This window comes from Haloarcula vallismortis ATCC 29715 (assembly GCF_000337775.1).
Lineage (GTDB): Archaea > Halobacteriota > Halobacteria > Halobacteriales > Haloarculaceae > Haloarcula > Haloarcula vallismortis.
In genome coordinates, this window is sequence record NZ_AOLQ01000069.1 from 436,327 (window position 1) to 455,975 (window position 19,649).

Here is a 19,649-nt window from a genome sequence, read left to right on the forward strand (position 1 = left end):
GGGCCGAAAAGAAGGGCGGTCGTGATGATGCCGCGGCGCCGGGGCCGACCTACCGCTCCTCGTCCCGGCGCATCGCGATCTCGAACCAGGGACAGAGGCGGAGCTGGCGGTAGTACTCGGGGTGTTCGCGCAGTCGCTCGTATGGGACCCACATGAGGCCGTCGACCTCCTCGGGGTTGGGGTCAAGCGAGGTGTCGGTCAGCGTCGCCTGCAGGACCGCACACACCTCCCATTCGAGGCCGGCGTTCTCGTAGTAGCGCTTGTACTCGAACCGGTCAGTCACGCGGAGGTTCTGGTACTGCGAAGGGTTGATGCCCAGTTCCTCTTCGAGCCGCTCCTCGGTGGCTTCGACCTGTGTCTGGCCTTGGACGGGATGAGAGGCGACGGTGCCGTCCCAGTGGGTGTCCCAGAGGCGTTTGTTCGCCGCGCGCTGGGCCAGCAGGATTCGGTCGTTCTCATCGAACAACAGGGCGGTGAACGCGCGGTGGCGGACCCCGTCACCGGTGTGGGCATCGAGCCGGTTGACCAGGCCCTCCTCGTTGTCGTTGGCGTCCACCGCGATGACCTCCTGTCGGGCGTTTTCGTGCGTCTCGTCGGCCGCGTCGGAACTCATATGTCGTACCTCTCACAGAGGCGCGTATTACGCGCTTCGACTTCCCGTCACCGCGCCGGGTGGTCCGAAACGAACTGCTTGAGGATCTGCTCTTCCGCGCGGTGGAGGGTTTCACTGCAGGTGGATTTCGCGATACCGACCCGGTCCGCCAGTTCCGTCAACGAGCACTCCCGCGGTGTGTCGTAGTAACCCGCCTCGATGGCTTCCTCGACCAGTTCAAGCTGGCTCTCGGTGAGTACCTGCTCGCTTTCGAGGTGCTGCCGGATGCGGTCGACGCTGAAAGAGATGCCGAACTCCTCCAGTTGCTCGCCGAGTTCGGAGAGCCGTTCTTGTGGGGCTGAAATGTCCCAGACGGCCTCGCCGTTCGAGAGCGTAAACGGCATCTCCAGTGGGACGCCCGAACCCTGAACCGGGAAGAGCAAGAGCGGCATCGACGTCTCGAACTGGACCAGCGCGCTGTCGTCACGGTGTGAGAGTATCTCCAGCGTGGTGACCGACTCCCGGTTCTCGATGTCGCGGAGCACCGCCGGAAGGTCTGCTGCCGTTATCTCTGCCAGCCCGACGCCGGAGTCCTCGCCGGGGAGCGCCGAGAGGATTCGGAACGTCGCGTCGTCGTACGTGCGCGACACGTCGCCGATCCAGATCTCGTCTGGAATCGTGAGCGTGAGTTCTGCGTGTGGCATGGGTGTATCCGAATATATTCGCCAGCCCCTGCGGCCCTACTCCCGAACATGTTCGTCCACCGGTGGCTGGGATAAGAACTTTGGGGAGACTGCTGTGCGCCATCGGGTCGGCCTCGGTCACGCAAGACCGATTTGCCGAACACCTTCGGCCATGGCGAACGCTTATTCCGTCGGCCATTCGCCGTCCGATATGGAACGCGTCTCCCTGACCCGGACGGTCCCGGCCGACCCAGAGACAGTCATCGACCTGATAACCGACGTGGTGCCGTTCATGCGCGCGGCGGGGTTCGACGAAGTCACACTTGATGGGGACGACCTCACCATCAAGAACCGTGTCGGACTGTTCGAAATCCAACTGGACCTCGAAGTCGTCGAGACAGACGCCGTATTACGGTACGAACAGCGAGAGGGCATCTTCGAATCGATGATGACGGAGTACACCATTGAGGCCGTCGATGACGGGGCCGACGTAACGGCGACGACGGAGTATAGCGCCCTTGACCTCCCGGTGCTCGGCGAGATGCTCGATACAACTGTCATCGCGCGACAGCGGACGAAGGAACTGAACAAGCAGTTCGACTGGCTCATCGAACAGGTCTCGTAGCGTCGTGTCACAGCGGCCGTTCGAAGGAATCACTCGCTTCCGTTTGTTGAATATAATAACCCGAACATATTCGGGAGAGGACCGAGGGATACGCACCGATAACCGTCATACATGAGCCATCCCCACGAGGACGTGCCGCCGGTAACGACCGAGGTGCACGACAACTCCTGGTCGGCGAACCTAGAGACGCCCGCACACGCTGCGGACCCCGATGTGGTCGTCGAACAGGCCATCGACGCCGTCGAGATGACGACGGCTGGGAACCACGTTAATCTGGTGAGCCACGCAGACCACGGCCACCCCGAGACGTACCTGTTCGACGCGCTCACAGAGGCTTTCGGCGACACGATCACAACTGAGTACGTCCAGCAGTGTGGCTGTGGCGGCCACGTCACTCGCGTCCACCGGGAGGCATAGATGCGCGGGAAACTCGACCTCGACGAGCAGCCGCTGGTGCTGATCTGGGAGGTGACTCAGGCCTGCGAACTGGCGTGCAAACACTGCCGAGCTGACGCCCAGCCCCACCGTCATCCCGACGAGCTATCGACGGCGGAGGGGAAGGCGCTGCTAGACCAGGCCCGCGAGTTCGGCGACGGCCAGCTGGTCGTCCTCTCGGGCGGAGACCCGCTGGCCCGCGAGGACCTCCCGGAGCTCGTCGATTACGGGACCGAGCAGGGCCTCCGGATGACGCTGACGCCCAGTGGGACGAACTCGCTCACGCGGGACCGACTGGCCGAACTCGACGAGGCCGGACTCCGGCGGCTGGCGCTGTCCATCGACGGTGGCGACAGCGAGTCCCACGACAGCTTCCGGGGCGAATCTGGGAGCTTTGCGGCGACAATGGAGGCGGCCGAGGCGGCCCGGAAGCTCGACATTCCGCTGCAGATAAACACCACAGTCTGTGCGGAGACGGTCGAGCAACTGCCGGCGATACGGGACCTCGTTGCGGACCTTGATGCGGTGCTGTGGTCGGTGTTCTTCCTCGTCCCGGTCGGCCGCGGGCGGGTACTGACGCCGATTCCCCCAGAGCGGGCCGAGCGCGTGCTGGAGTGGCTCCACGAGGTCAGCGACGAGGCGTCGTTCGGTCTCAAAACGACCGAAGCGCCCCACTACCGACGCGTCGCGATACAGCATCAAGACGAGGGTGCCGCCGGACTCAAACGCCGCATGGGTATCCGCGCCGGCAAGGGGTTCGCCTTCGTGAGCCACACCGGAGAGGTGTATCCGTCCGGGTTCCTGCCGAAATCGGCCGGCAACGTTCGGGAAGATAGCGTCGTCGACATCTACCGGGACTCGACGCTGTTCCAGCAGCTCAGGGATGACGACGCGCTGACGGGCAAGTGCGGAGCCTGTCGATACCGAACGGTCTGTGGCGGCAGTCGGTCGCGGGCGTATGCGACGACGGGAGACCCGCTGGCGGCGGACCCGCTGTGTGACTACCAGCCCGAGGGGTTCGAGGGCCCGGTTCCCGACCAGCACCCAGCAGATTGAGGGGATTTTTCACTCCGTGGGAACGCGCCTCGCCCGTTTTGTAATGTGGTGTCACAGTAACTTGTATGAGCGACTCCGGCATCAGAGTGGAACTATCGGTCGATGCCCCGGGGGCCTGTCCGGTGGCGAGCGTCTCAGACGAGGCGGGCGCGGCCGTGACCGATGTCGCCCGAAGCAGCCCAGATGCAGACGGGCAGGTCATCGAAGAGTTCACGGCAACGGGGACCGACGATGCCACAATCGAGGCACGGGGCGATATGGACAAAGTGTTCTCGACGGGCAACGGGGCCCGCTACCAGTTCTCACGGTCGCGAACTGAGTGCGTCTGCGAAGCGGTCGAAACGTATGACTGTCCGGTGGCAGATATCCGTGCCGAGGGCGGACAGCTCCACCTGACGTTTCACGCTCCCGATGTCGACCGGGTGCGCGCTATCGTGACGCGGCTCAAAGAGCTGTACGATGGCGTCTCGCTCCGCTCGATGCGCCGAAACGGCGACGTGGACCCGGTGGACTCGATACTGGTCGACCGGAGCAGGCTCACCGACCGGCAGCAAGAAGTGCTCGAAACGGCTGTCGAGATGGGGTACTTCGAATACCCGAAAGGAGCCAACGCCGGCGACGTGGCGGCGGAACTGGATATCTCCGTCTCGACGTTCGCCGAACACCTCGCCGCCGCCCAGACAAAGCTGCTTGACAGCATCATCGGGGAGTAGGTCCCAGAGCGTCACGACTGCCACCGGCGAGCGAACGCCGCTATCAGGAGATACGTATAGAGAAGTGCGCCAAGAACCCCGGCCGCTGTCCCGACCGATTTCATCCAATCGAACCGGCCGACGAGATCAAGTAGCTGTATGCCGAGTCCGCTCCCAAGCAGTGCAATCGACAGCAGTGCCGTCCGGTCATCTGCATAGGGCAAGACACCGACCGCCGGCGGGTAGAACTGGAACGCCGCCCCGACCACAGTGAGTCCGAGAAAGCCCGACAGCATGGCCCGATAGTGCGCGCTGACCAGCGCAGACTCCCGTCCGGTGACGGCGATAGTCAGTCCGAGTCCGATACCGACGACGCCGGCCGCGGCTGCCACGAGAACCGCATAGAACCCCACACGGCGTCGCTCCGACCGCAAAAAGAGGGTCAGATACGACAGCGCAAAGCTCACGACCGCGACAGCTTCGACGACGCCGCCGACGAGGAGGAGCCGGTGGTCGAACAGTCCGAACCCGAGCAGCGCCGGACCGATGGCACCGGCCGCGACGATGAGGGCGACGACCGGGCGTGGCACCGCCGCGACCAGAAACCGTGGAAACAGCCGGAAGCCGACACCGAAGACGAACAGCGCGGCTGTCCCCGCAGCGAGCAAGTGCGACAGTTGCTGTGGGAGAACTGACTCGAAACCAACAGCCGTGGCGAGCGCGCCGCCCGCAGCGAATACGAGATAGCCGAGCGCTATCGGGACCGCGACGTTAGCGACTCTATCAACCGGCTCCCGATGGGCGTTCGGACCGCCGGTCCCCGTCGCCGCACCGGTGATGTTGTCACGAATCGTCCACCCGAGCGTGCCGAGAAAGACTGCGACGCCGCCGACCCAGAGCGCGGTTCCGACGGGCTGGAGCCACGGCGGCCCGAGCGGTGCGAGCGCCAGCCCTGTTGTGCCGAAGACGGACAGCGGAAACTGGGCAGCAGGTCCCAGTTCCCACGCGAGGTCCCGGTCGAAGTACGCCGGCACGAGTGCGTAGGCCTTCCCGAACAGGACGTGCAGGACGAATCCGTAGAGGCCCAGCGTGACAACGACGCGGCGGGGCGCGGCAACCGCCATTGCGACGTGAAAGCCGACGAAAAACAGCGCGCTGACGGTGACGAACCACCGCGAAGCGCGCTCGGCTCGCATCTCACTCCGGCCGGATTGTGACGTGCCACTCCTCGTCGGCGACCTGTTCCGTATCGTACTGGTACCCCTTCTTCGAGAGTACGTCGTACAGTGGCACCGGTTCGAAACTGTTCACCAGCCTGAGCGCCTCGCTTTCGTCGATATCGCCAAGCGCGCTCATGATCTGTTCGAACGGTTCTCCGTCGGCCTCCCGAACGTCGAGTTCTTGTACCGACTGTTGGCTGTCTGTGCTCATACATTTGATGATGGTCCCAGTCAGTCAGATATTTCTCCCGAACGTGTTCGCCCGTACGGCGACCGCTACCCCGGTCCAGTTCACAGGAATGGACGACTGTTCGGTCACTACAGGGCGTTGCTCGGAACGTACATCTTGGCTCACCTATCGGCTCGGCTTCGTGTGTCTACCCGCCTACGGGCGCCACTGCCCGTCACGTCTGCTGCACCAGCTTTCTGTCTCCAAAAACATTTGATGATTGGCTGTCAATAGCTCGATAATGTATGGACTGAGTCACCGTTACATGCCAGACAGTCCTGATAGTCAAGCCAGCACTGCGATTGTCGCTTCGCTTATCGGTTTCCCATCGATGGTTGTCGGTATTGTTGGGCTGGATCCCACAAACGGAAGCGTAACTACAGGGTGGGGATTCCTGTTTTCCCTGATCGGCGTTGTGACTCTTGTTATCGCTGGGTATCTAGCACTGAATGTGGTTCGACAGTCGAATGCGGCGTCCGCGGCTGACCACCGGGACGAAGCGGGACTGGATGAGACGACTGCACCCCCGATTGAAACCCTCCGACGACGATATGCGGAAGGTGAACTCAACGATAACGAGTTTCAGCGCCGTCTCGACCGACTTCTTGAAACTGCGGAACTGGCGGAGGCACCGACTGACCGCGAGCGTGTGTTGGAGTAAATTGCTCGGCTCTCACCGCAGTATGACTTGGACGCAACCGTGCTGTGCGGCTGTTTCCGCTGTACCAGTGAATACCAAAATGTGACCAGGCCGACCGTTACCGCAGCGTCGTGAAACTCAACCCCGCAATGGCGACGAACTGCAGCGAGCGCAGGACCAGCACGGCCTGCTGGACGTGCGGGTCGCCAGCGTAGAAGCTCTGCATCGAGAAGAAGAAGTAGACGGCGATGGCGTTTTCGGCGAGCATTGCGACGGCGAAGGCGATAAGGCCGGCGACGAGTCCCGTCCGGAACGTCGCGTAGTTGCGGACCCAGACGCCCAACAGCGGGAGCAGTAACAGGACGTTGAGCCCGCCAAGGACGGCTGCGGCAGTGATGAGCGGTCCCATTGCCATCAGCGGCGTCCCTCCCGCCGGCTTGTCACAGCCTGATTGCTGATTCCACCCGTCATTCGTCCATCTTCTCCACGATCTCTTCGAAGGTGTCGCGGTACTTGTCGAACCGGTCGGTCAGGAAGTAGAGTTTGGCGTACTCCTCGTCGCCGGATTCGACCACGTCGTGGTCCTCTAGCTGTTCCATGTGGTGTCTGATGGTCTTGTAGCCCACGTCGAGTTCGTCGGCGAGTTCGTTTGCGTTCATCGGTCGGTCCGAGAGAGCGTCGATGATACGCGCTCGGTTGGCACCGCCGCGCGTCGCCGTCAGCAGATACCAGAGCGCTTTCTCCATCCCACTGTCCTCCCGGGACCTGCGTCTGCCGGTCGTATAGTCCTGTCTCTCCCCGTCGAACAGCGCGCTGGACTCGGATGCATATACCACGATAGGATATCGGAGCCAAGACGGGCGGCGGATAAAGCGTTTCTTCGCACTCTCTACCGAGACTGTTCCAATTTCGGGGCGACTGTCCGCGTCGCTGCTGACCGCCGGCTACTCAGCGGAGCGCCTCAGTCGCGTCGGCCATGATTCCAATGGCCTCTTTCAGCGTCTCCATATCCGTCGCGTAGGAGATGCGAGCGTAGCCCGCGCCGTGTTCGCCGAAGGCGTCGCCGGGGACAACCACGACCCCCTGGTCGATGACCTCGTCGACCCAGCCGTCAGGGACCTTCGGCATCGCGTAGAATGCCCCCTTGGGCGTCGGGCAGTCCAGTCCCATCTCGTCGAGGCCGTCCAGCAGCACGTCACGGCGCTCCTGGAAGGCGGCGCGCATCTCCGTCACCTGATCTTGCGGGCCGGTCAGCGCCGCCTCGGCGGCGTACTGTGCCGGCGCGGACGCACAGGCTTGGGCGTACTGGTGGACCCGTAGCATCCGCTCGATGCGGTCGGTCGCGCCAGTGACCCAGCCGAGTCGCCAGCCCGTCATCGAGTACGCCTTCGAGCAGGCGTTGACGATGACGACGTTGCCCGTCTCGCTGAACTCCGCCGGCGAGCGGTGAACGCCTTCGAACACCTGGTGTTCGTACACCTCGTCGGAGATGCACAGCACGTCGTGCTCGTCAGCGATGCGGGCGAACTCCTGCATGTCTTCTGGGGACTGGACCGCGCCGGTTGGGTTCGCCGGTGAATTGACGACGAACGCCGCCGTGTCGTCGGTGATGGCCTCCTCAACTGCTTCGGGGGCCATCGTGAGGTCCTCGCGTAGCGGAACCGGTTTCGGCGTTCCGCCGGCCAGATGCGTCAGCGCGTCGTAGGAGACGAATCCGGGGTCCGGGAAGATGACTTCCTCACCCTCGTCGACGTGGGCCTCCAGCGCGATGTGTAGCGCCTCGCTCCCGCCCGATGTGGCAATGATATCTCCAGGGTCGACATCCAAGTCGTTGTCTCGTTCGTGCTTGGCGGCGATGGCTTCCCGGAGTTCTTCGGTCCCCTTGTTCGACGTGTATGCGTCGACCTCCCCCGCCTGAATTGCCTCGACAGCCGCTTCCCGCGCGTGCTCTGGCGTCGGAAAGTCCGGCTGGCCGAGGCCGAGGTTGATTGCGTCTTCGCCCGCCGCCTCGAACACTTCACGGATGCCCGAGATCGATACTTGCTCTACGCGTCGGGAGAATTCGGTCATACTCTGTCTGGGGGCGGCCGGCCCGATAATTCTTCCCGATTTGCACCGTTCTCGGGTAGGTGCTTACGTCATTATGATGTTCCTTGCGTGCCGGCCTCGAAGGCCCCCGCTCGCTGGCTGTAACTCGCTGCAGTCCCTGTCACTTCCGTCGGTCGTTTCTGCGGCCCTTGCGTCCTCTCGCACAGCAAGCGGGCGTCCGATTTCAGTCCCACCCGACCAGCAACAGCCACGCCCTCCCCAGCCGACTGCGTTGCTCGGCTCACGCCGTTCGCCTGCGCGACTCGTCCCTCGCACGGTGGTTTCGCTCGACAGAGCGAGCGAGAGCGCGCGCCATCCGCGGTCCGTGCTGTCCATCGTCGCGGCCTACCGAACTATCGACATCGCAATCGCGCCGCCACCGCCGACGCTCACTCGCCTCGGCGCTGGCGGGTCCTATCGAACTATCGACATCGCAATCGCGCCGCCACCGCCGACGCTCATCCCCACAATCCCGCGGTGATGGTCTTCCCGTTCCATGGCGTACAGCATCGTCGTTGTGAGGATACCCCCGCTGGCTCCGATTGGATGGCCAAGCGCCACCGCGCCGCCGAGCGGGTTGTGTTTCTCTTCGGGGATGTCGAGTTCGTCGGCGACGTACACCATCTGTGCGGCGAAGGCCTCGTTGAGTTCGAAGTGGTCCACGTCGGCGACGGCGAGGTCGTTGCGCGCAAGCAGCTTCGAAACCACGTCGCGGACGGCGATGGAGAACTCCGACGGATCTCTGTAGGCAACCGCGTAGTCCTCGACATGAGCCATCGGCCCCAGCCCCTCGCGGTCGACCGTCTCGGCGTCGGCAAGCACCACTGCACCTGCGCCGTCCGAAAGCTTCGACGCGTTGCCGGCGGTGATCGTGCCACCGTCCACGAAGGCCGGCGGGAGCGCGGCAAGGCGGTCCAGTGTCGCGTCCGGGCGCGGTCCCTCGTCCTCAGTTATGAGGCCGTCCGACGTTTCTACCGGGACGAGTTCTTCGGTGAACTCCCCGGACTGAATGGCCTCGCCGGCCCGATGGTTGCTCCGGCGGGCGTACTCATCTTGGGCCTCGCGACTGATGTCGTGCTCTGTGGCGAGTTCCTCCGTCAGCGTGCCCATGTGCGCGTCGTAGTGTTTGTCCCACAGCGAGTCCCAGATCATCGCGTCGACGAGCTCGCTGTTGCCGTGCCGGCGGCCGCCGCGCATGTCCGGCAGAAGATACGGCGCGTTCGACATCGACTCCATGCCGCCGGCGAAACACACCGACGCCCGACCGGCCTCAATGCGGTCGGCGGCGGTCGTGATCGCCCGCAACCCGGACCCAGACGCCTCGTTGAGCGTCGTGGCAGCGACATCGTCAGGGAGCGGCGACTCGACAACGACTTGTCTGGCTGGGACCTGGCCGACGCCCGCCTGTACCGCGTTTCCGAGGCCAACCCAGTCGACACCGTCTTTATCGATGGCGGTTCGGTCAAGCAGTCCCTCGACGGCTGCAGTACCCAGCTCTATCGCGCTTCGTTCTGAGAGGCCTCCCAGCAGTTCACCGTGTGCGGTGCGTGCGCCATCTACCAGAACCACATCCGTCATACGAGATACATGACTCTAATCCTACAATACTGTTCGCCCGACGATGGACGGCATCCTACTCTTCAGTTGCAGTCCGGAGCGCTTCAATCGCCGTTTCCAGTCGGCGGAGCGTCGCGTCAGCGTCGGTGTAGCCCTGTTCGTACTCGCCGTAGGCGTCGTCGGCTTCGCGCAGAAACTCCTCGACAGCGTCGTGAACGTCGTGGTCGCTCATGGCTGTTCCGACGGTAGCCGACCGGAAAAGTCCCGCTACTCGCGAGTCACTGCGTCACGTCGTAGTCGACGCTCGCGTCGCGAAGGGCGTCGGTCACGCGCCCGACGGTGTCCTGTGTCGCGACGACGACAGCATCGAGGCCCCGCGATGCGGCGGCGGCGGCCACCTCACCAGCCGCAAAATGTGTCGTCGGTTCGATGTCGGCATCACGGAGCGCAACGACGGACTCGACGCCCGCTGCGGTGACGATGGGAATATCTGCACAGGCTGTGGCGATCTCGTCGATGTTCTCGACTGGCCCCGACCGGACCGGCGGGACCTGAATGACGCTGACGTGGCCGGGGTCGAGGTCGATGACGCCCTCGAAGCCGGTGACGCCGACGACCTCGCCCGCCGCAGCGCTCGTCGTCGTTACGCCCGTCGCGTCGCCGCCGCCGGGGTGGGCGTGCAGCAGGCCGTCCGACAGCGAGAGTGTCACTGTCTCTCCTTCTTCCAAATCCGCCGTGGCGATGGCGGCGTCCTCTTGCACGCTCCCGAGCACGTCGTCGGTGACGTGATCGGCGAACCGTCGGACGTCGGTCGCGGACTGGAACACCCAGTCGACGCCCTCTTTCGTGACGCGGTAGCGCGACCGCCCTTCCTTCTCGACGAGGCCGTCGTCGACGAGTTCGCGGATGTACTCGCTGACGGCCTGGCTCGTCACGCCGACAGCGTCGGCGATTTCGCCCTGACTCACTGCGGGCTGGCGCTCGGCGATCTCCACGAGGACCCGAAACCGCGTCGCGGCCCGCTTGTTCTCCAGGACGTCGACCATACAGGAGTCACGGGAGTCGCAGGTAAAAATACCACCGACACTATCAGGCGAGAAAGCCGGCTGCGGTCCGACCCCCTGCGATGCGAATCGTCTGTGACCGACAGTATAACCCTCGTCGGGGCTAACTGAACAGCGATGACAGCCAGCTACGACGACCGGGCGCTCCTGCTCGGGGAGACGCTCGTCGTCGCGGACCTTCACGTCGGTCGAGGTACCGGCGGGAACCTCGAACTCCCGGTCGGCTCTGGGTCGGATATGGTCCAACGGTTCCAGTCGCTCGTCGAGCGCCACGACCCCGAGGAGGTCGTCGTCGCCGGCGACCTGCTCCACTCGTTCCAGACCGTTCCTCGGTCGGTCGAGAGTACTGTGGCGGGGCTCAAAAGCGCCTGTCAGGGTATCGGCGCGCGCCTGCTCGTGACGCCGGGCAACCACGACACGATGCTCGACAGCGTATGGGACGGCCCGACCGAGACGGAGTACCGGGTCGGCGACACCGTCGTCTGTCACGGCCACGAGGCTCCCGAAGTCGACGCAGACCGTTATGTCGTCGGACACGATCACCCGACAATCAGCATCGAGGGCCAGCGCCAGCCCTGCTATCTCGTCGGGAGCAGTCAGTACCGCGGCAGCGATGTCGTGATGCTCCCGTCGTTCAACAGGCTGAACGCTGGCGTGGAGGTCAACGAGATGCACGCCGGCGATTTCCAGTCCCCGCTGGTTACTGACGCCGACCGGCTGGAGCCAGTGGTCTGGGACGAGAGCGGGCGCGAGACGCTGTCGTTCCCGCCGCTTGGGGAGTTCCGTCGCATGCTATAACGGTAAGTATTTGAGCCACGACGGTGGACGCTGGAATATGGTTCAGACAGAAATCGCGCTGGGTCTCATCGCGATTACGCTGCTCTCGCTACTGCTGCTGTACTTCGCGACAATAAAGTACGTCTCTGAGGTCCTCGAAGGGGAGGGGCCCGACCACGAGGGAAACACGAATAGCGGCGGTCCAGCGGCATAGACCGCCGTCTCTTCGAGAGTTGTCTCGACAGTTCTCCTATCGTAACAGATCAGCGGCGACCTTGCCGCTTTCCAGCGCACCCTGTATCGACGACCAGCGGGTGTAGTCGCCGGCCAGCACGGCGTTCCCGGTCGGCGCTGTCGGGTCCGGAAGCGAATCCCGATATCCCGGCGGCTGTGCGAACTGCGAGAACGGAACCCGGTCTGTCCGGAGCAGTTCCAGCGCCTCGAAGCTCGCGCTCGGGTACCACGACTGAAGCGCGTCCTCGACTTCGGCGGCCAGCTCTTCGTCGCTTGCTTCGGGCGTCCCGAGGAACGTGGCGCTGTATAGCTCCATTCCGGCGGGTGCGTACTCACTGGCGACAGCCGACAGCGGCGCGACGGTGTTGGGGCGGTCGTCCGCCGCGTTGAGGATGATTCGCTGTCCGGTCGTCGGGGCGCGATTCGTCGGGAGCGCGAAGTACTGAGTTACACAGCCGACGGATTCAGTCGGAATCGCATCGATGTCAGTCAGCTCTGCCGCCGTACGGGGGTCCGTTGCAACGACAGCGCTTTCGGCCGTCACCGTCTCCGTGCCGACCTCGGCAGTGACCTCGCTGTCGTGGATTTCTAAGTCTGTCACGGCGGCGTCGGTTTCGATGGTTGCGCCCGCCGAGTGTGCACGGTCGGCGAGCTGTCGCGGCATCGCCTGCATTCCGTCGGCGGGGACGAATATCTCGCCCTCGCTCAGCATCTTGTAGGTGTACTCGAAGATGCTGCTATCCGTCCCCAGCGAGCGGTCGAGCGTGATACCGCCATAAAAGGGCGCGGCGAATCGCTCGACGAGCCGCTTCGAGAACCCGTAGTCGGCGAGGGACTCCCGAATGGTCGTTCCGCCCCGAGAGAGCAGTTCGACGGGGTTGACGCCGGCCAACTCGCGCTGGAGCCGGAACAACCTGAGCTTGTCTGCCGTGCGCACGTCGGTGTTGAGCAGCGTCTGTGGCGCGGCCGAGGGGTTCCGGAGCGGGTCCGACAGCACCGAGCGGTGGTTCGGGCTGGCGATAGTGGCCCCCGGCGTGAACGTCCGTGGAGAGAGCGCCTCAATGTCGAGTTCACGCTTTGCCGCGGGATAGGCGGTGAACATGACCTGAAACCCGCGGTCGAACGTGTAGCCGTCTTCGTGGGTTGTCCGGACACGGCCACCGACGTCCGAGCGCTGCTCGAAGACTGTCACGTCTCGGCCCGACTCCGCCAGGTGGCGGGCTGCGACCAACCCGGCGAGTCCCCCACCAGCGACGACGACATCTGTCATACCCACCGGTTCGACCGCCCGGAACAAGAGCGTGCTGAAGCGGGACCGGACCACACTTGGTCGTCCCGTCCCCAGAGGGAGACATGGAGACGACTGCGGCGTTTCGCGGCCTCATCTGTACAGTGTGTGGCGCGGAAACCGACAGCACGGCCGACCGCTGTCCCGACTGCGGCGGCGTCCTCGTCGGCGACTACGACGTTCCGGACCTGACGCCGACGGCCCTATCAGACGCGACCGGACCCGGCCGGTACGAACCGCTCCGGCCTTTCTCACAGGACGTGACGGTGACGCTCGGCGAGGGAGCGACACCGCTGGTCCCGGTGCCGGACCTGGCCGACGAACTCGGTGTCGACTCGGTGTACGTCAAGGACGAGGGGCGAAACCCGACAGCTTCGCTGAGCGACCGCAAGCTCTCGCTTTCGGTCACTGCTGCCGCCCAGCGCGGGGCCGAGCGCGTCGTGACGCCTTCGACGGGCAACGGCGCACAGGCCAGCGCCGCCTACGCGGCGCGCGCCGGAATCGAGTCGAAGGGGTTCGTTCCCTCGCGGTGCCCGTTTCTCAACAAGGCGATGGTGAACGTCCACGGCGGCGACATGCGCGTCGTCGAGGGCCGGTACGACGACGCCGTCTCGGTCTTCGACGAGGAAGTGGCCGAGGCGTCCGACGGCTGGGTTCCGGTTGCGCCCGGCCACCCATTCCGCATTGAGGGAGCCAAATCCGTCGCCTTCGAGACGGCCGACGACCTCGACTGGACGACCCCCGACGCAGTGGTCCACCCCACCGGCCACGGGGAGACGGTCGTCGGCCTCGAACGCGGCTTTCAGGCAGCAGCCGACAGCGGTCTCACGGACTCCGTACCGCGAATCTATGCCGCACAGCCGGACTCGACGGCTGCCATCGCCGACGCTGCGAGCGAGGGCGACGACGAACCCGTGACCATCGACCATCCCGACACAATCGTCGGTCCGCTAGAGGTCCCCGACCCTGCCGCCGGCGCTGCGGCGCTGGACTCGCTTGAGCGCTCGGGCGGGGGCGGCGTCGCCGTCTCGGACAAGGACATTCTGGCCGGTGCCGTCGACGGCTGCGAGATGGGACCGGAAACCGGCGCAACCGGCGGGACGGCCGTCGCCGGCGCACGGGCGCTGGCCGATGACGATGCCTTCGACAGCGACGATGTGGTCGTCCTCGTGAACCCTGTTGCCGGTAGCAAGGAGGCGGACCTCCTGCGCAGTCACCTCATGAGCCAGGGCATCTGAAGGGGCGGTCGTCAGGAACGGGAACTGCCGTGTCACAACACCCCACACTTCGGTGTCGTTTAGACCGTCGTGGCACAACACTGGTCTCATGCGCGCTGCAGCGTTCAGCGAACTCACTGGCCCGAACGGCGTCTCGATTGTTAACCGACCGACCCCCGAACCCGGACGCGGCGAGGCGGTGGTTTCCGTCGAAGCGTGTGCGATCAACCGCCACGACCTCTGGGTTCTCGAAGGGGATTCCGCGATGGTCGACACAGACGATTTACCGTTTGTCAGCGGCCTCGATGTCGCCGGAACTGTCGACGCTGTCGGTGATGGCGTCACGGCTGTTGAGCCCGGGGACCGCGTGGTACTCTGTCCGAACGAGACCTGCGGGACGTGTCGCTACTGCCGTGAAGGGCCGGAGAATCTCTGTGAGAACTTCTCGCTGTATCACGGCGGCCTCGCCGAAGCGGCCCGCGTCGAGGCCGACCGTCTCGTTCCGCTCCCCGACGGCGTCGAGACGGTCGACGCGGCTGCGCTCCCGACGGCCTACATGACGGCCTTCCACATGCTCCGCCGGATCGACGCCGAGACAGGTGATCTGGTGTTCATCCCGGGGGTCACCGGCGGTGTCGGCGTCGCGGGCGTACAACTCACGTCCGCTCTCGGTGCCCACAGCGTCGGGACCTCTTCGTCAGCGGCGAAGCTGAACCGCGTCGAATCGCTCGGTCTGGACCACGCCATCGAGAGTACCGACCCGGACGAGATTCGGGCGGCAGTCAGCGACGCCGGGACGGTCGACGGCGTGCTTAATCACCTTGGTGGGGAGTACACGCAGGTCGGTTTAGATGTTCTCCGACGCGGTGGCCGGATGGCCGTCTGTGGTCGGACCGCTGGCGGCACATCCGAGATTGATATTCCCGACCTGTTTCTCGGCCACAAACGCGTCATCGGGAGTACGATGGGGACACAGGGCGGTCTGGAGCGACTTGTCGACCTCGTCGCTGACGGTGAACTGACCCCGGAAATCGAGGAGACGTACTCGCTTGAAGAGACCAGTGCGGCGTTTGCAGCAATGCAGGACCGCGATAGCGTCGGCAAGCTCGTCGTAACGCCGTAGTCACTCCTCTGACCCGCAGACGTGCCACCTACCGGGCGATGACGACTGGAACAGGCGAGTTACGGAACACTTTCTGGGAAACGTTCCCGGCGACCAGCCGATCGGCCAACGAGCCGCCGTGAGTTCCAAGCACGACCGCATCGAAGTCGTCGGCTCGATTCAGAATCGCTCGGGCCGGATTGCCCAGTTGCACCTCGGTGGTTATTTCAACATCGTACTCGGCGGCGCGCTCACGGGCGTTGTCGAATACTTCCTCCGCACGCTCCTCGGCGGCCGCTTCGATGTCCTCCGCAAGAGCAAGTGAGGTGGCTGCGCCCCCCAGTGGCGACGGTCCGCCCACGACGTGTAAGACAGTAATCTCTGCGTCGGGATGGTTCTCGAGGGCGTACACAAGCGCTCGCTGGGCCATCTCCGAGTCGTCCATCGGAACGAGAATCCGTTCAATCATATCATGACTACGGAACGTAGCGTTAAATCAGTAGCCTGTCAAACCGTAGCTATGAGCCAACCGATCAACTCGATCCTCCTGCCGACCGACGGCAGTGACGGGGCGCAGATAGGGGCCCGGCGGGGTATCGATCTCGCGACCACAATCGATGCCGACCTCCACGTACTGTCAGCAGTTGACACCCGTGACACCGAACCGGATCTGCAGCCTGACGGGCAGACCGAGCGGGAACGTCTCCTCATGGAGGAGGCCGAACGGGCCGTAGACACCACCGCGAGACTCGCCAGAGCGCACCTCTCCGGGCAAATCACGACCGCCGTTGAGGCGGGGATCCCGTTTCAGGCGATCAACGACTACGTCGACACTCACGATATCGACCTCATCGTCATGGGGACGCAGGGACGAACAGGGTTCGAACGAGTTGTACTCGGAAGTGTTGCAGAAAAGACGCTCCGGACTGCGGCTGTCCCGATCGTCATGGTCCCCCCAGATGCGGATATCGTCGAAATCGGCGATCAACGGTATGAAGACATTCTCCTCCCGACTGACGGCAGCGAAGGGGCAACACTCGCAATTGAATGGGGAATAACGCTAGCGGAGATGTATGACGCAACCATACACACGCTCTATTCTGTCGACACGAGTCGGTTCGGCGGCGTCGATGGAGCAGCCGAAATTCACGATACACTTGAGCAAACCGGTCAGGAGGCGCTTGAGACGGTGCATAAGCGTTCCAGAGACGCAGGCGTCAGTGTCGCAGGCAACATCGCAAGTGGCCCGGCCGCACGCGCGATTCTCTCCTACAGTGAGGACCACGATATCGACCTCATTGCAATGGGAACACACGGCCAATCCGGCTTCACGCGGTACCTGACCGGAAGCGTCACCGAGACCGTTGTGCGTAATGCGTCTGTCCCGGTCTGCTGTGTCCCGATGCAGTGACAGGCTTCCAGTTCCACTTACGACGCTTGCTGTCGTGATGCCCCGGATGCGTGCTGTTTTGCAGTAGTGTACGCCTCCCGGACACGCTTGAATTCGTCCTCGTTGCCGCCGTGGTCCGGATGGACCTCCTTGACTCGCTCGCGGTAAGCCGATTTCACGTCGTCCAGCGACGCACTCTGGGTAAGGCCCAGTTCGCTGAACGCCTGGACTGTCGGGTGTGGTTCGTCCTCGGGGTCCGGGCCGAGGTCGACCTCAGGCGTTTCGAAGGGCAGGCGTGCGCCGAGATAGACGCCCGGCATCTCGTGTTCGACCAGTACAGGGATGGTCGGCGACCGCTCGATGCGGTAGTACGCCCGGGCGTCGAACGTGATTGCCACGTCCCGCTTGGGGAGATAGAACGCGACGTGTTGGCCCTCGACGAAGTGGTTCTCGGCGAACTGCTCGTCGATGGCTGTGAGGTACTCGCGGAGCTCCGCCCGGCGTCGCATCTCGCCGCCGTCGGTCGCCTGTCGGTTGGGTCGTTTGGCGGGAAACACGCGATTGGCGAGGACGAACAGCCCGGCAACGACGAGGGTTCCGGCGGCACCGAGGACAAGTCCAAGGAGCAACCACTCCGGTAGGACGCCCGGTTCTGTCTGCACGACCCTCTGTTAGGCTCCAGTGGTAAAGAAATTCCCGCTCTCCGGCGACAGATGACTGCTTCAGGCGGACTCCTTGCAGTCAGCCCCTGATAGGACCGGCTCCGAAGCCGGCGAGTGCCGAGACACGGGGCCAGGAATCGATCTCAACCGATGTATCTGAGATCCTCGTCGGTGGGCGACGGGGAGTTCTGCTGTTCCATCTCCTGAATCTTCCGGACGACCTCCTCCATCTCGTCGGCGCGGTCTTCCAGCGAACTGTAGTCGACCTCGAACCCGATGACCTCCTGAAGGATTTCGAGGACAGCCTGTGCGCTTTTGGGGTCGACCAGGTAGCCCGATGTCTCGCCCATGAGGCAACTGGCCGGCACGTCGCGGCGTTTGCTCAGGCCTAGCAGCAGGCCGGAAACCCCGACGATACCGCCGGCCGGCTCGTCCTCGCGGAAGGCCACGCCGGCCTCTTCCAGCGTCTCCTTGAAATCCTCGGTCGTTGTCGCACCGAGCACGTCGTACTCCTCGATGAGTTCGCCCGTCGGGACGCCGCCAAGTGCGAACACCCGCGTGACGCCGAAGTCGTCGGCGATGTCGAGGAACGCGTCGGTCAGCCCGTAGTGGCCTTCGTTGTCCTGGGCCTGATGATCCCCCGAGAGCACGAGCAGGTCCTGGCCCTCGTCGGGGGTGACGGCGTGGAACTCGGCGCAGGCGAGCTGTGCCTGGCCGTCGTCGATGCTGACCTGTGGCGGGAAATGCGTCGAGTAAACGCGGCGGACGAGCTCGCTTTCGAGCTCCTCCAGCAGGTGCTCGGCGGCGAGTTTGCCGACGTGACCGACGCCGGGCAACCCCTCGACCAGTACCGGCTCGTCGAGGTCGGGGTCCGCTACGCGCTCGATGTCGAATTCGTCCATACGGCTTATTCGCGGCTGCGGCGCTTAAGAGAACGTCGATACTCGCCGTAGTTGTCTTCAGGGGAGAACGGCGCGGGTGCGCTGTTGATTGCGTCGGACCCGCACTCCGGACAGGTGTCGCCCAGTGTGTACTCCGGTCGGTCGTGCTCGGACTCCCAGACGGCACAGACGCGGATATCCGATTTCATCGGTGGTGAATCACTGGCGCAACAACCGACTTACTCGTCGTCTTCGCTGCGTTCACGGTGGAACTGCCCCGAGCCACCGTGTTGCTCGACGACTGCCGCGGCGCGGTCCGCACTCTCTTCGAGCGCGTCCTCGGCGGTCTTGTAGTCGGGCGCTTGCACCTGAATGCGGTACTCCGGCGAGCCGACGTAGGTCACTTCCAGTTCGATCTCTTTGGGGACCTCGCCGTTGCCCTCGGCGGCCTGCAGCGCCTCCTTGATGATGTCGACGCCGTCGCTTTCGGGACAGGACAGGTCGACGTAGCCGGTGACCTGCACGTACGGCACGGACACGTTGTTCCGGGCCGTCTGGACGATGGCCTCGATCTCCTCGTCGGAGAGGTCGACATCTTCCAGCGCGTCCATGCCGTGGATCGCTGCCGACTCGAACCCGTCGTACATCGAGCCGAACTCCGCCAGCAACTCGTTGGCGATGGCGGCGTAGCTCTCGTCGTCCAGGTCCTCGCCGAAGGCCAGTTCCATCCAGTTGTCGGCCTTCTGCTCGTTTTTCCACTCCTGGATTTTCTCCTTTCGCTGGTGGTCGTTGACGTCCTTGATCGAGAGGTCGATCTGCTGTGCGCTCTCGTCGACGTCGAGCACCTTGGCAACGACTGTCTGCCCCTCGTTGACGTGGTCGCGGACGTTCTTGATCCATCCGCTGGCGACCTCGGAGATGTGACAGAGGCCGCGCTTGCCCTCGTACTCGTCGAGGTCGACGAACACGCCGAAGTCCTCGATCTCGTCGATCTTGCCGACGACGAGTTCGCCCGGTTCGGGCCAGCCGCTGTATTTCATCCTATCGGGCCTCGACGACGGCGGTCACTTCGCCTTCGATGTCGGCCTTGCCGCCCGTCGGGCGGGCGATGGTGTGGCCACAGACGGCACACGAGACCTCGCTCGCGGCCTTCTCGAAGAGGGTCTGTTCGTTCTCGCAGTCGGGACATTCGACGGTGATGAAGCTTCCTGCCATCG

At 64.1% G+C, this 19,649-nt stretch carries 28 protein-coding genes; 11 read left to right on the forward strand and 17 right to left on the reverse strand.

All coding sequences use genetic code 11. The features are described 5' to 3' along the window. Positions 1 to 49: 49 nt before the first annotated feature. Positions 50 to 613, reverse strand: a complete 564-nt coding sequence (locus C437_RS19200; RefSeq protein ID WP_004518677.1) for an NUDIX hydrolase — start codon at positions 611 to 613, stop codon at positions 50 to 52. A 47-nt stretch (positions 614 to 660) separates the two neighbouring features. Next, the gene (locus C437_RS19205) at positions 661 to 1,296 is read right to left on the reverse strand and encodes a helix-turn-helix domain-containing protein (protein ID WP_004518678.1); all 636 of its coding nucleotides are present in this window, start codon (positions 1,294 to 1,296) and stop codon (positions 661 to 663) included. A gap of 190 nt (positions 1,297 to 1,486) precedes the next feature. Here C437_RS19205 and C437_RS19210 point away from each other — a divergent pair, with 190 nt between their 5' ends. The 4 genes from C437_RS19210 (at position 1,487) to C437_RS19225 (ending at position 4,104) form a co-directional block, all read left to right on the forward strand. Beyond that, complete coding sequence (locus C437_RS19210) at positions 1,487 to 1,900, forward strand: SRPBCC family protein (protein ID WP_241431718.1); 414 nt, start codon at positions 1,487 to 1,489, stop codon at positions 1,898 to 1,900. 111 nt (positions 1,901 to 2,011) lie between these two features. Continuing rightward, positions 2,012 to 2,317, forward strand: a complete 306-nt coding sequence (locus tag C437_RS19215; RefSeq protein ID WP_004518680.1) for a CGCGG family putative rSAM-modified RiPP protein — start codon at positions 2,012 to 2,014, stop codon at positions 2,315 to 2,317. Beyond that, positions 2,318 to 3,391 carry a radical SAM/SPASM domain-containing protein gene (locus tag C437_RS19220; protein ID WP_004518681.1) on the forward strand — a complete coding sequence of 358 codons (1,074 nt, stop codon included), beginning with the start codon at positions 2,318 to 2,320 and terminating at the stop codon, positions 3,389 to 3,391. Positions 3,392 to 3,456: 65 nt separating this feature from the next. After that, positions 3,457 to 4,104, forward strand: a complete 648-nt coding sequence (locus C437_RS19225) for a helix-turn-helix domain-containing protein (protein WP_004518682.1) — start codon at positions 3,457 to 3,459, stop codon at positions 4,102 to 4,104. An 11-nt stretch (positions 4,105 to 4,115) separates the two neighbouring features. Here the strand turns inward: C437_RS19225 and C437_RS19230 are convergent, their stop codons facing one another. After that, complete coding sequence (locus C437_RS19230) at positions 4,116 to 5,279, reverse strand: hypothetical protein (RefSeq protein ID WP_004518683.1); 1,164 nt, start codon at positions 5,277 to 5,279, stop codon at positions 4,116 to 4,118. 1 nt (position 5,280) lies between these two features. Further along, positions 5,281 to 5,514, reverse strand: a complete 234-nt coding sequence (locus C437_RS19235) for a DUF2249 domain-containing protein (protein ID WP_004518684.1) — start codon at positions 5,512 to 5,514, stop codon at positions 5,281 to 5,283. A gap of 469 nt (positions 5,515 to 5,983) precedes the next feature. Here C437_RS19235 and C437_RS21260 point away from each other — a divergent pair, with 469 nt between their 5' ends. Then, on the forward strand, positions 5,984 to 6,193 hold the full coding sequence (locus tag C437_RS21260) for an SHOCT domain-containing protein (protein ID WP_004518685.1): 210 nt from the start codon (positions 5,984 to 5,986) through the stop codon (positions 6,191 to 6,193). Positions 6,194 to 6,290: 97 nt separating this feature from the next. On the opposite strand, the gene C437_RS19245 is transcribed toward C437_RS21260, so the two are convergent. The 3 genes from C437_RS19245 to C437_RS19255 form a co-directional block, all read right to left on the reverse strand. Continuing rightward, on the reverse strand, positions 6,291 to 6,587 hold the full coding sequence (locus C437_RS19245) for a hypothetical protein (protein ID WP_049919896.1): 297 nt from the start codon (positions 6,585 to 6,587) through the stop codon (positions 6,291 to 6,293). Positions 6,588 to 6,639: 52 nt separating this feature from the next. Then, positions 6,640 to 6,918 carry an ArsR/SmtB family transcription factor gene (locus C437_RS19250; protein ID WP_004518687.1) on the reverse strand — a complete coding sequence of 93 codons (279 nt, stop codon included), beginning with the start codon at positions 6,916 to 6,918 and terminating at the stop codon, positions 6,640 to 6,642. Between the two features lie 202 nt (positions 6,919 to 7,120). Beyond that, entirely contained in the window at positions 7,121 to 8,242 is a 1,122-nt protein-coding gene (locus C437_RS19255; RefSeq protein ID WP_004518688.1) for a pyridoxal phosphate-dependent aminotransferase, read from the reverse strand. Positions 8,243 to 8,537: 295 nt separating this feature from the next. Here C437_RS19255 and C437_RS20275 point away from each other — a divergent pair, with 295 nt between their 5' ends. After that, the gene (locus C437_RS20275) at positions 8,538 to 8,741 is read left to right on the forward strand and encodes a hypothetical protein (protein WP_139175261.1); all 204 of its coding nucleotides are present in this window, start codon (positions 8,538 to 8,540) and stop codon (positions 8,739 to 8,741) included. Here the strand turns inward: C437_RS20275 and C437_RS19260 are convergent. Genes C437_RS19260 through C437_RS19265 form a run of 3 tightly spaced genes read right to left on the reverse strand, consistent with a single transcriptional unit; the run spans position 8,675 to position 10,863 of the window. Beyond that, positions 8,675 to 9,838 (reverse strand): thiolase family protein, encoded by a 1,164-nt coding sequence (locus C437_RS19260; protein ID WP_004518689.1) that lies wholly within the window; start codon positions 9,836 to 9,838, stop codon positions 8,675 to 8,677. The genes C437_RS20275 and C437_RS19260 overlap by 67 nt on opposite strands. A gap of 55 nt (positions 9,839 to 9,893) precedes the next feature. Further along, complete coding sequence (locus C437_RS20770; protein ID WP_004518690.1) at positions 9,894 to 10,049, reverse strand: hypothetical protein; 156 nt, start codon at positions 10,047 to 10,049, stop codon at positions 9,894 to 9,896. Between the two features lie 46 nt (positions 10,050 to 10,095). Next, a complete protein-coding gene (locus C437_RS19265; RefSeq protein ID WP_004518691.1) occupies positions 10,096 to 10,863 on the reverse strand; it encodes a DUF7839 domain-containing protein in 768 nt (255 codons plus the stop codon). Between the two features lie 135 nt (positions 10,864 to 10,998). Here C437_RS19265 and C437_RS19270 point away from each other — a divergent pair, with 135 nt between their 5' ends. Together C437_RS19270 and C437_RS20775 are read left to right on the forward strand one after the other, a co-directional pair. Continuing rightward, positions 10,999 to 11,679, forward strand: coding sequence for a metallophosphoesterase (locus C437_RS19270; protein ID WP_004518692.1), 681 nt, complete (start codon positions 10,999 to 11,001; stop codon positions 11,677 to 11,679). A gap of 37 nt (positions 11,680 to 11,716) precedes the next feature. Then, positions 11,717 to 11,872, forward strand: coding sequence for a hypothetical protein (locus C437_RS20775; protein WP_004518693.1), 156 nt, complete (start codon positions 11,717 to 11,719; stop codon positions 11,870 to 11,872). Positions 11,873 to 11,908: 36 nt separating this feature from the next. Here C437_RS20775 and C437_RS19275 read toward each other — a convergent pair whose 3' ends face one another. After that, positions 11,909 to 13,162, reverse strand: a complete 1,254-nt coding sequence (locus C437_RS19275; RefSeq protein WP_049919905.1) for an NAD(P)/FAD-dependent oxidoreductase — start codon at positions 13,160 to 13,162, stop codon at positions 11,909 to 11,911. An 83-nt stretch (positions 13,163 to 13,245) separates the two neighbouring features. Here C437_RS19275 and C437_RS19280 point away from each other — a divergent pair, with 83 nt between their 5' ends. Together C437_RS19280 and C437_RS19285 are read left to right on the forward strand one after the other, a co-directional pair. Then, a complete protein-coding gene (locus C437_RS19280; protein ID WP_004518695.1) occupies positions 13,246 to 14,418 on the forward strand; it encodes a threonine synthase in 1,173 nt (390 codons plus the stop codon). Positions 14,419 to 14,506: 88 nt separating this feature from the next. Then, positions 14,507 to 15,520: an alcohol dehydrogenase catalytic domain-containing protein gene (locus tag C437_RS19285; RefSeq protein ID WP_004518696.1), complete on the forward strand. Its 1,014-nt coding sequence runs from the start codon at positions 14,507 to 14,509 to the stop codon at positions 15,518 to 15,520. Positions 15,521 to 15,548: 28 nt separating this feature from the next. Here C437_RS19285 and C437_RS19290 read toward each other — a convergent pair whose 3' ends face one another. Then, positions 15,549 to 15,968, reverse strand: a complete 420-nt coding sequence (locus C437_RS19290) for a universal stress protein (protein ID WP_004518697.1) — start codon at positions 15,966 to 15,968, stop codon at positions 15,549 to 15,551. A 51-nt stretch (positions 15,969 to 16,019) separates the two neighbouring features. Here C437_RS19290 and C437_RS19295 point away from each other — a divergent pair, with 51 nt between their 5' ends. Continuing rightward, positions 16,020 to 16,910: a universal stress protein gene (locus C437_RS19295; protein ID WP_004518698.1), complete on the forward strand. Its 891-nt coding sequence runs from the start codon at positions 16,020 to 16,022 to the stop codon at positions 16,908 to 16,910. Positions 16,911 to 16,927: 17 nt separating this feature from the next. Here C437_RS19295 and C437_RS19300 read toward each other — a convergent pair whose 3' ends face one another. From C437_RS19300 to C437_RS19320, 5 genes are all read right to left on the reverse strand, one after another. Further along, positions 16,928 to 17,551: a J domain-containing protein gene (locus C437_RS19300; RefSeq protein ID WP_004518699.1), complete on the reverse strand. Its 624-nt coding sequence runs from the start codon at positions 17,549 to 17,551 to the stop codon at positions 16,928 to 16,930. A 143-nt stretch (positions 17,552 to 17,694) separates the two neighbouring features. Continuing rightward, entirely contained in the window at positions 17,695 to 18,453 is a 759-nt protein-coding gene (locus tag C437_RS19305) for a proteasome assembly chaperone family protein (RefSeq protein WP_004518700.1), read from the reverse strand. A gap of 5 nt (positions 18,454 to 18,458) precedes the next feature. Beyond that, positions 18,459 to 18,641, reverse strand: a complete 183-nt coding sequence (locus tag C437_RS19310; protein WP_004518701.1) for an RNA-protein complex protein Nop10 — start codon at positions 18,639 to 18,641, stop codon at positions 18,459 to 18,461. 30 nt (positions 18,642 to 18,671) lie between these two features. Then, positions 18,672 to 19,472: a translation initiation factor IF-2 subunit alpha gene (locus C437_RS19315; protein WP_004518702.1), complete on the reverse strand. Its 801-nt coding sequence runs from the start codon at positions 19,470 to 19,472 to the stop codon at positions 18,672 to 18,674. A 1-nt stretch (position 19,473) separates the two neighbouring features. Then, positions 19,474 to 19,647, reverse strand: coding sequence for a 30S ribosomal protein S27e (locus C437_RS19320; protein WP_004518703.1), 174 nt, complete (start codon positions 19,645 to 19,647; stop codon positions 19,474 to 19,476). Positions 19,648 to 19,649 lie beyond the last annotated feature (2 nt).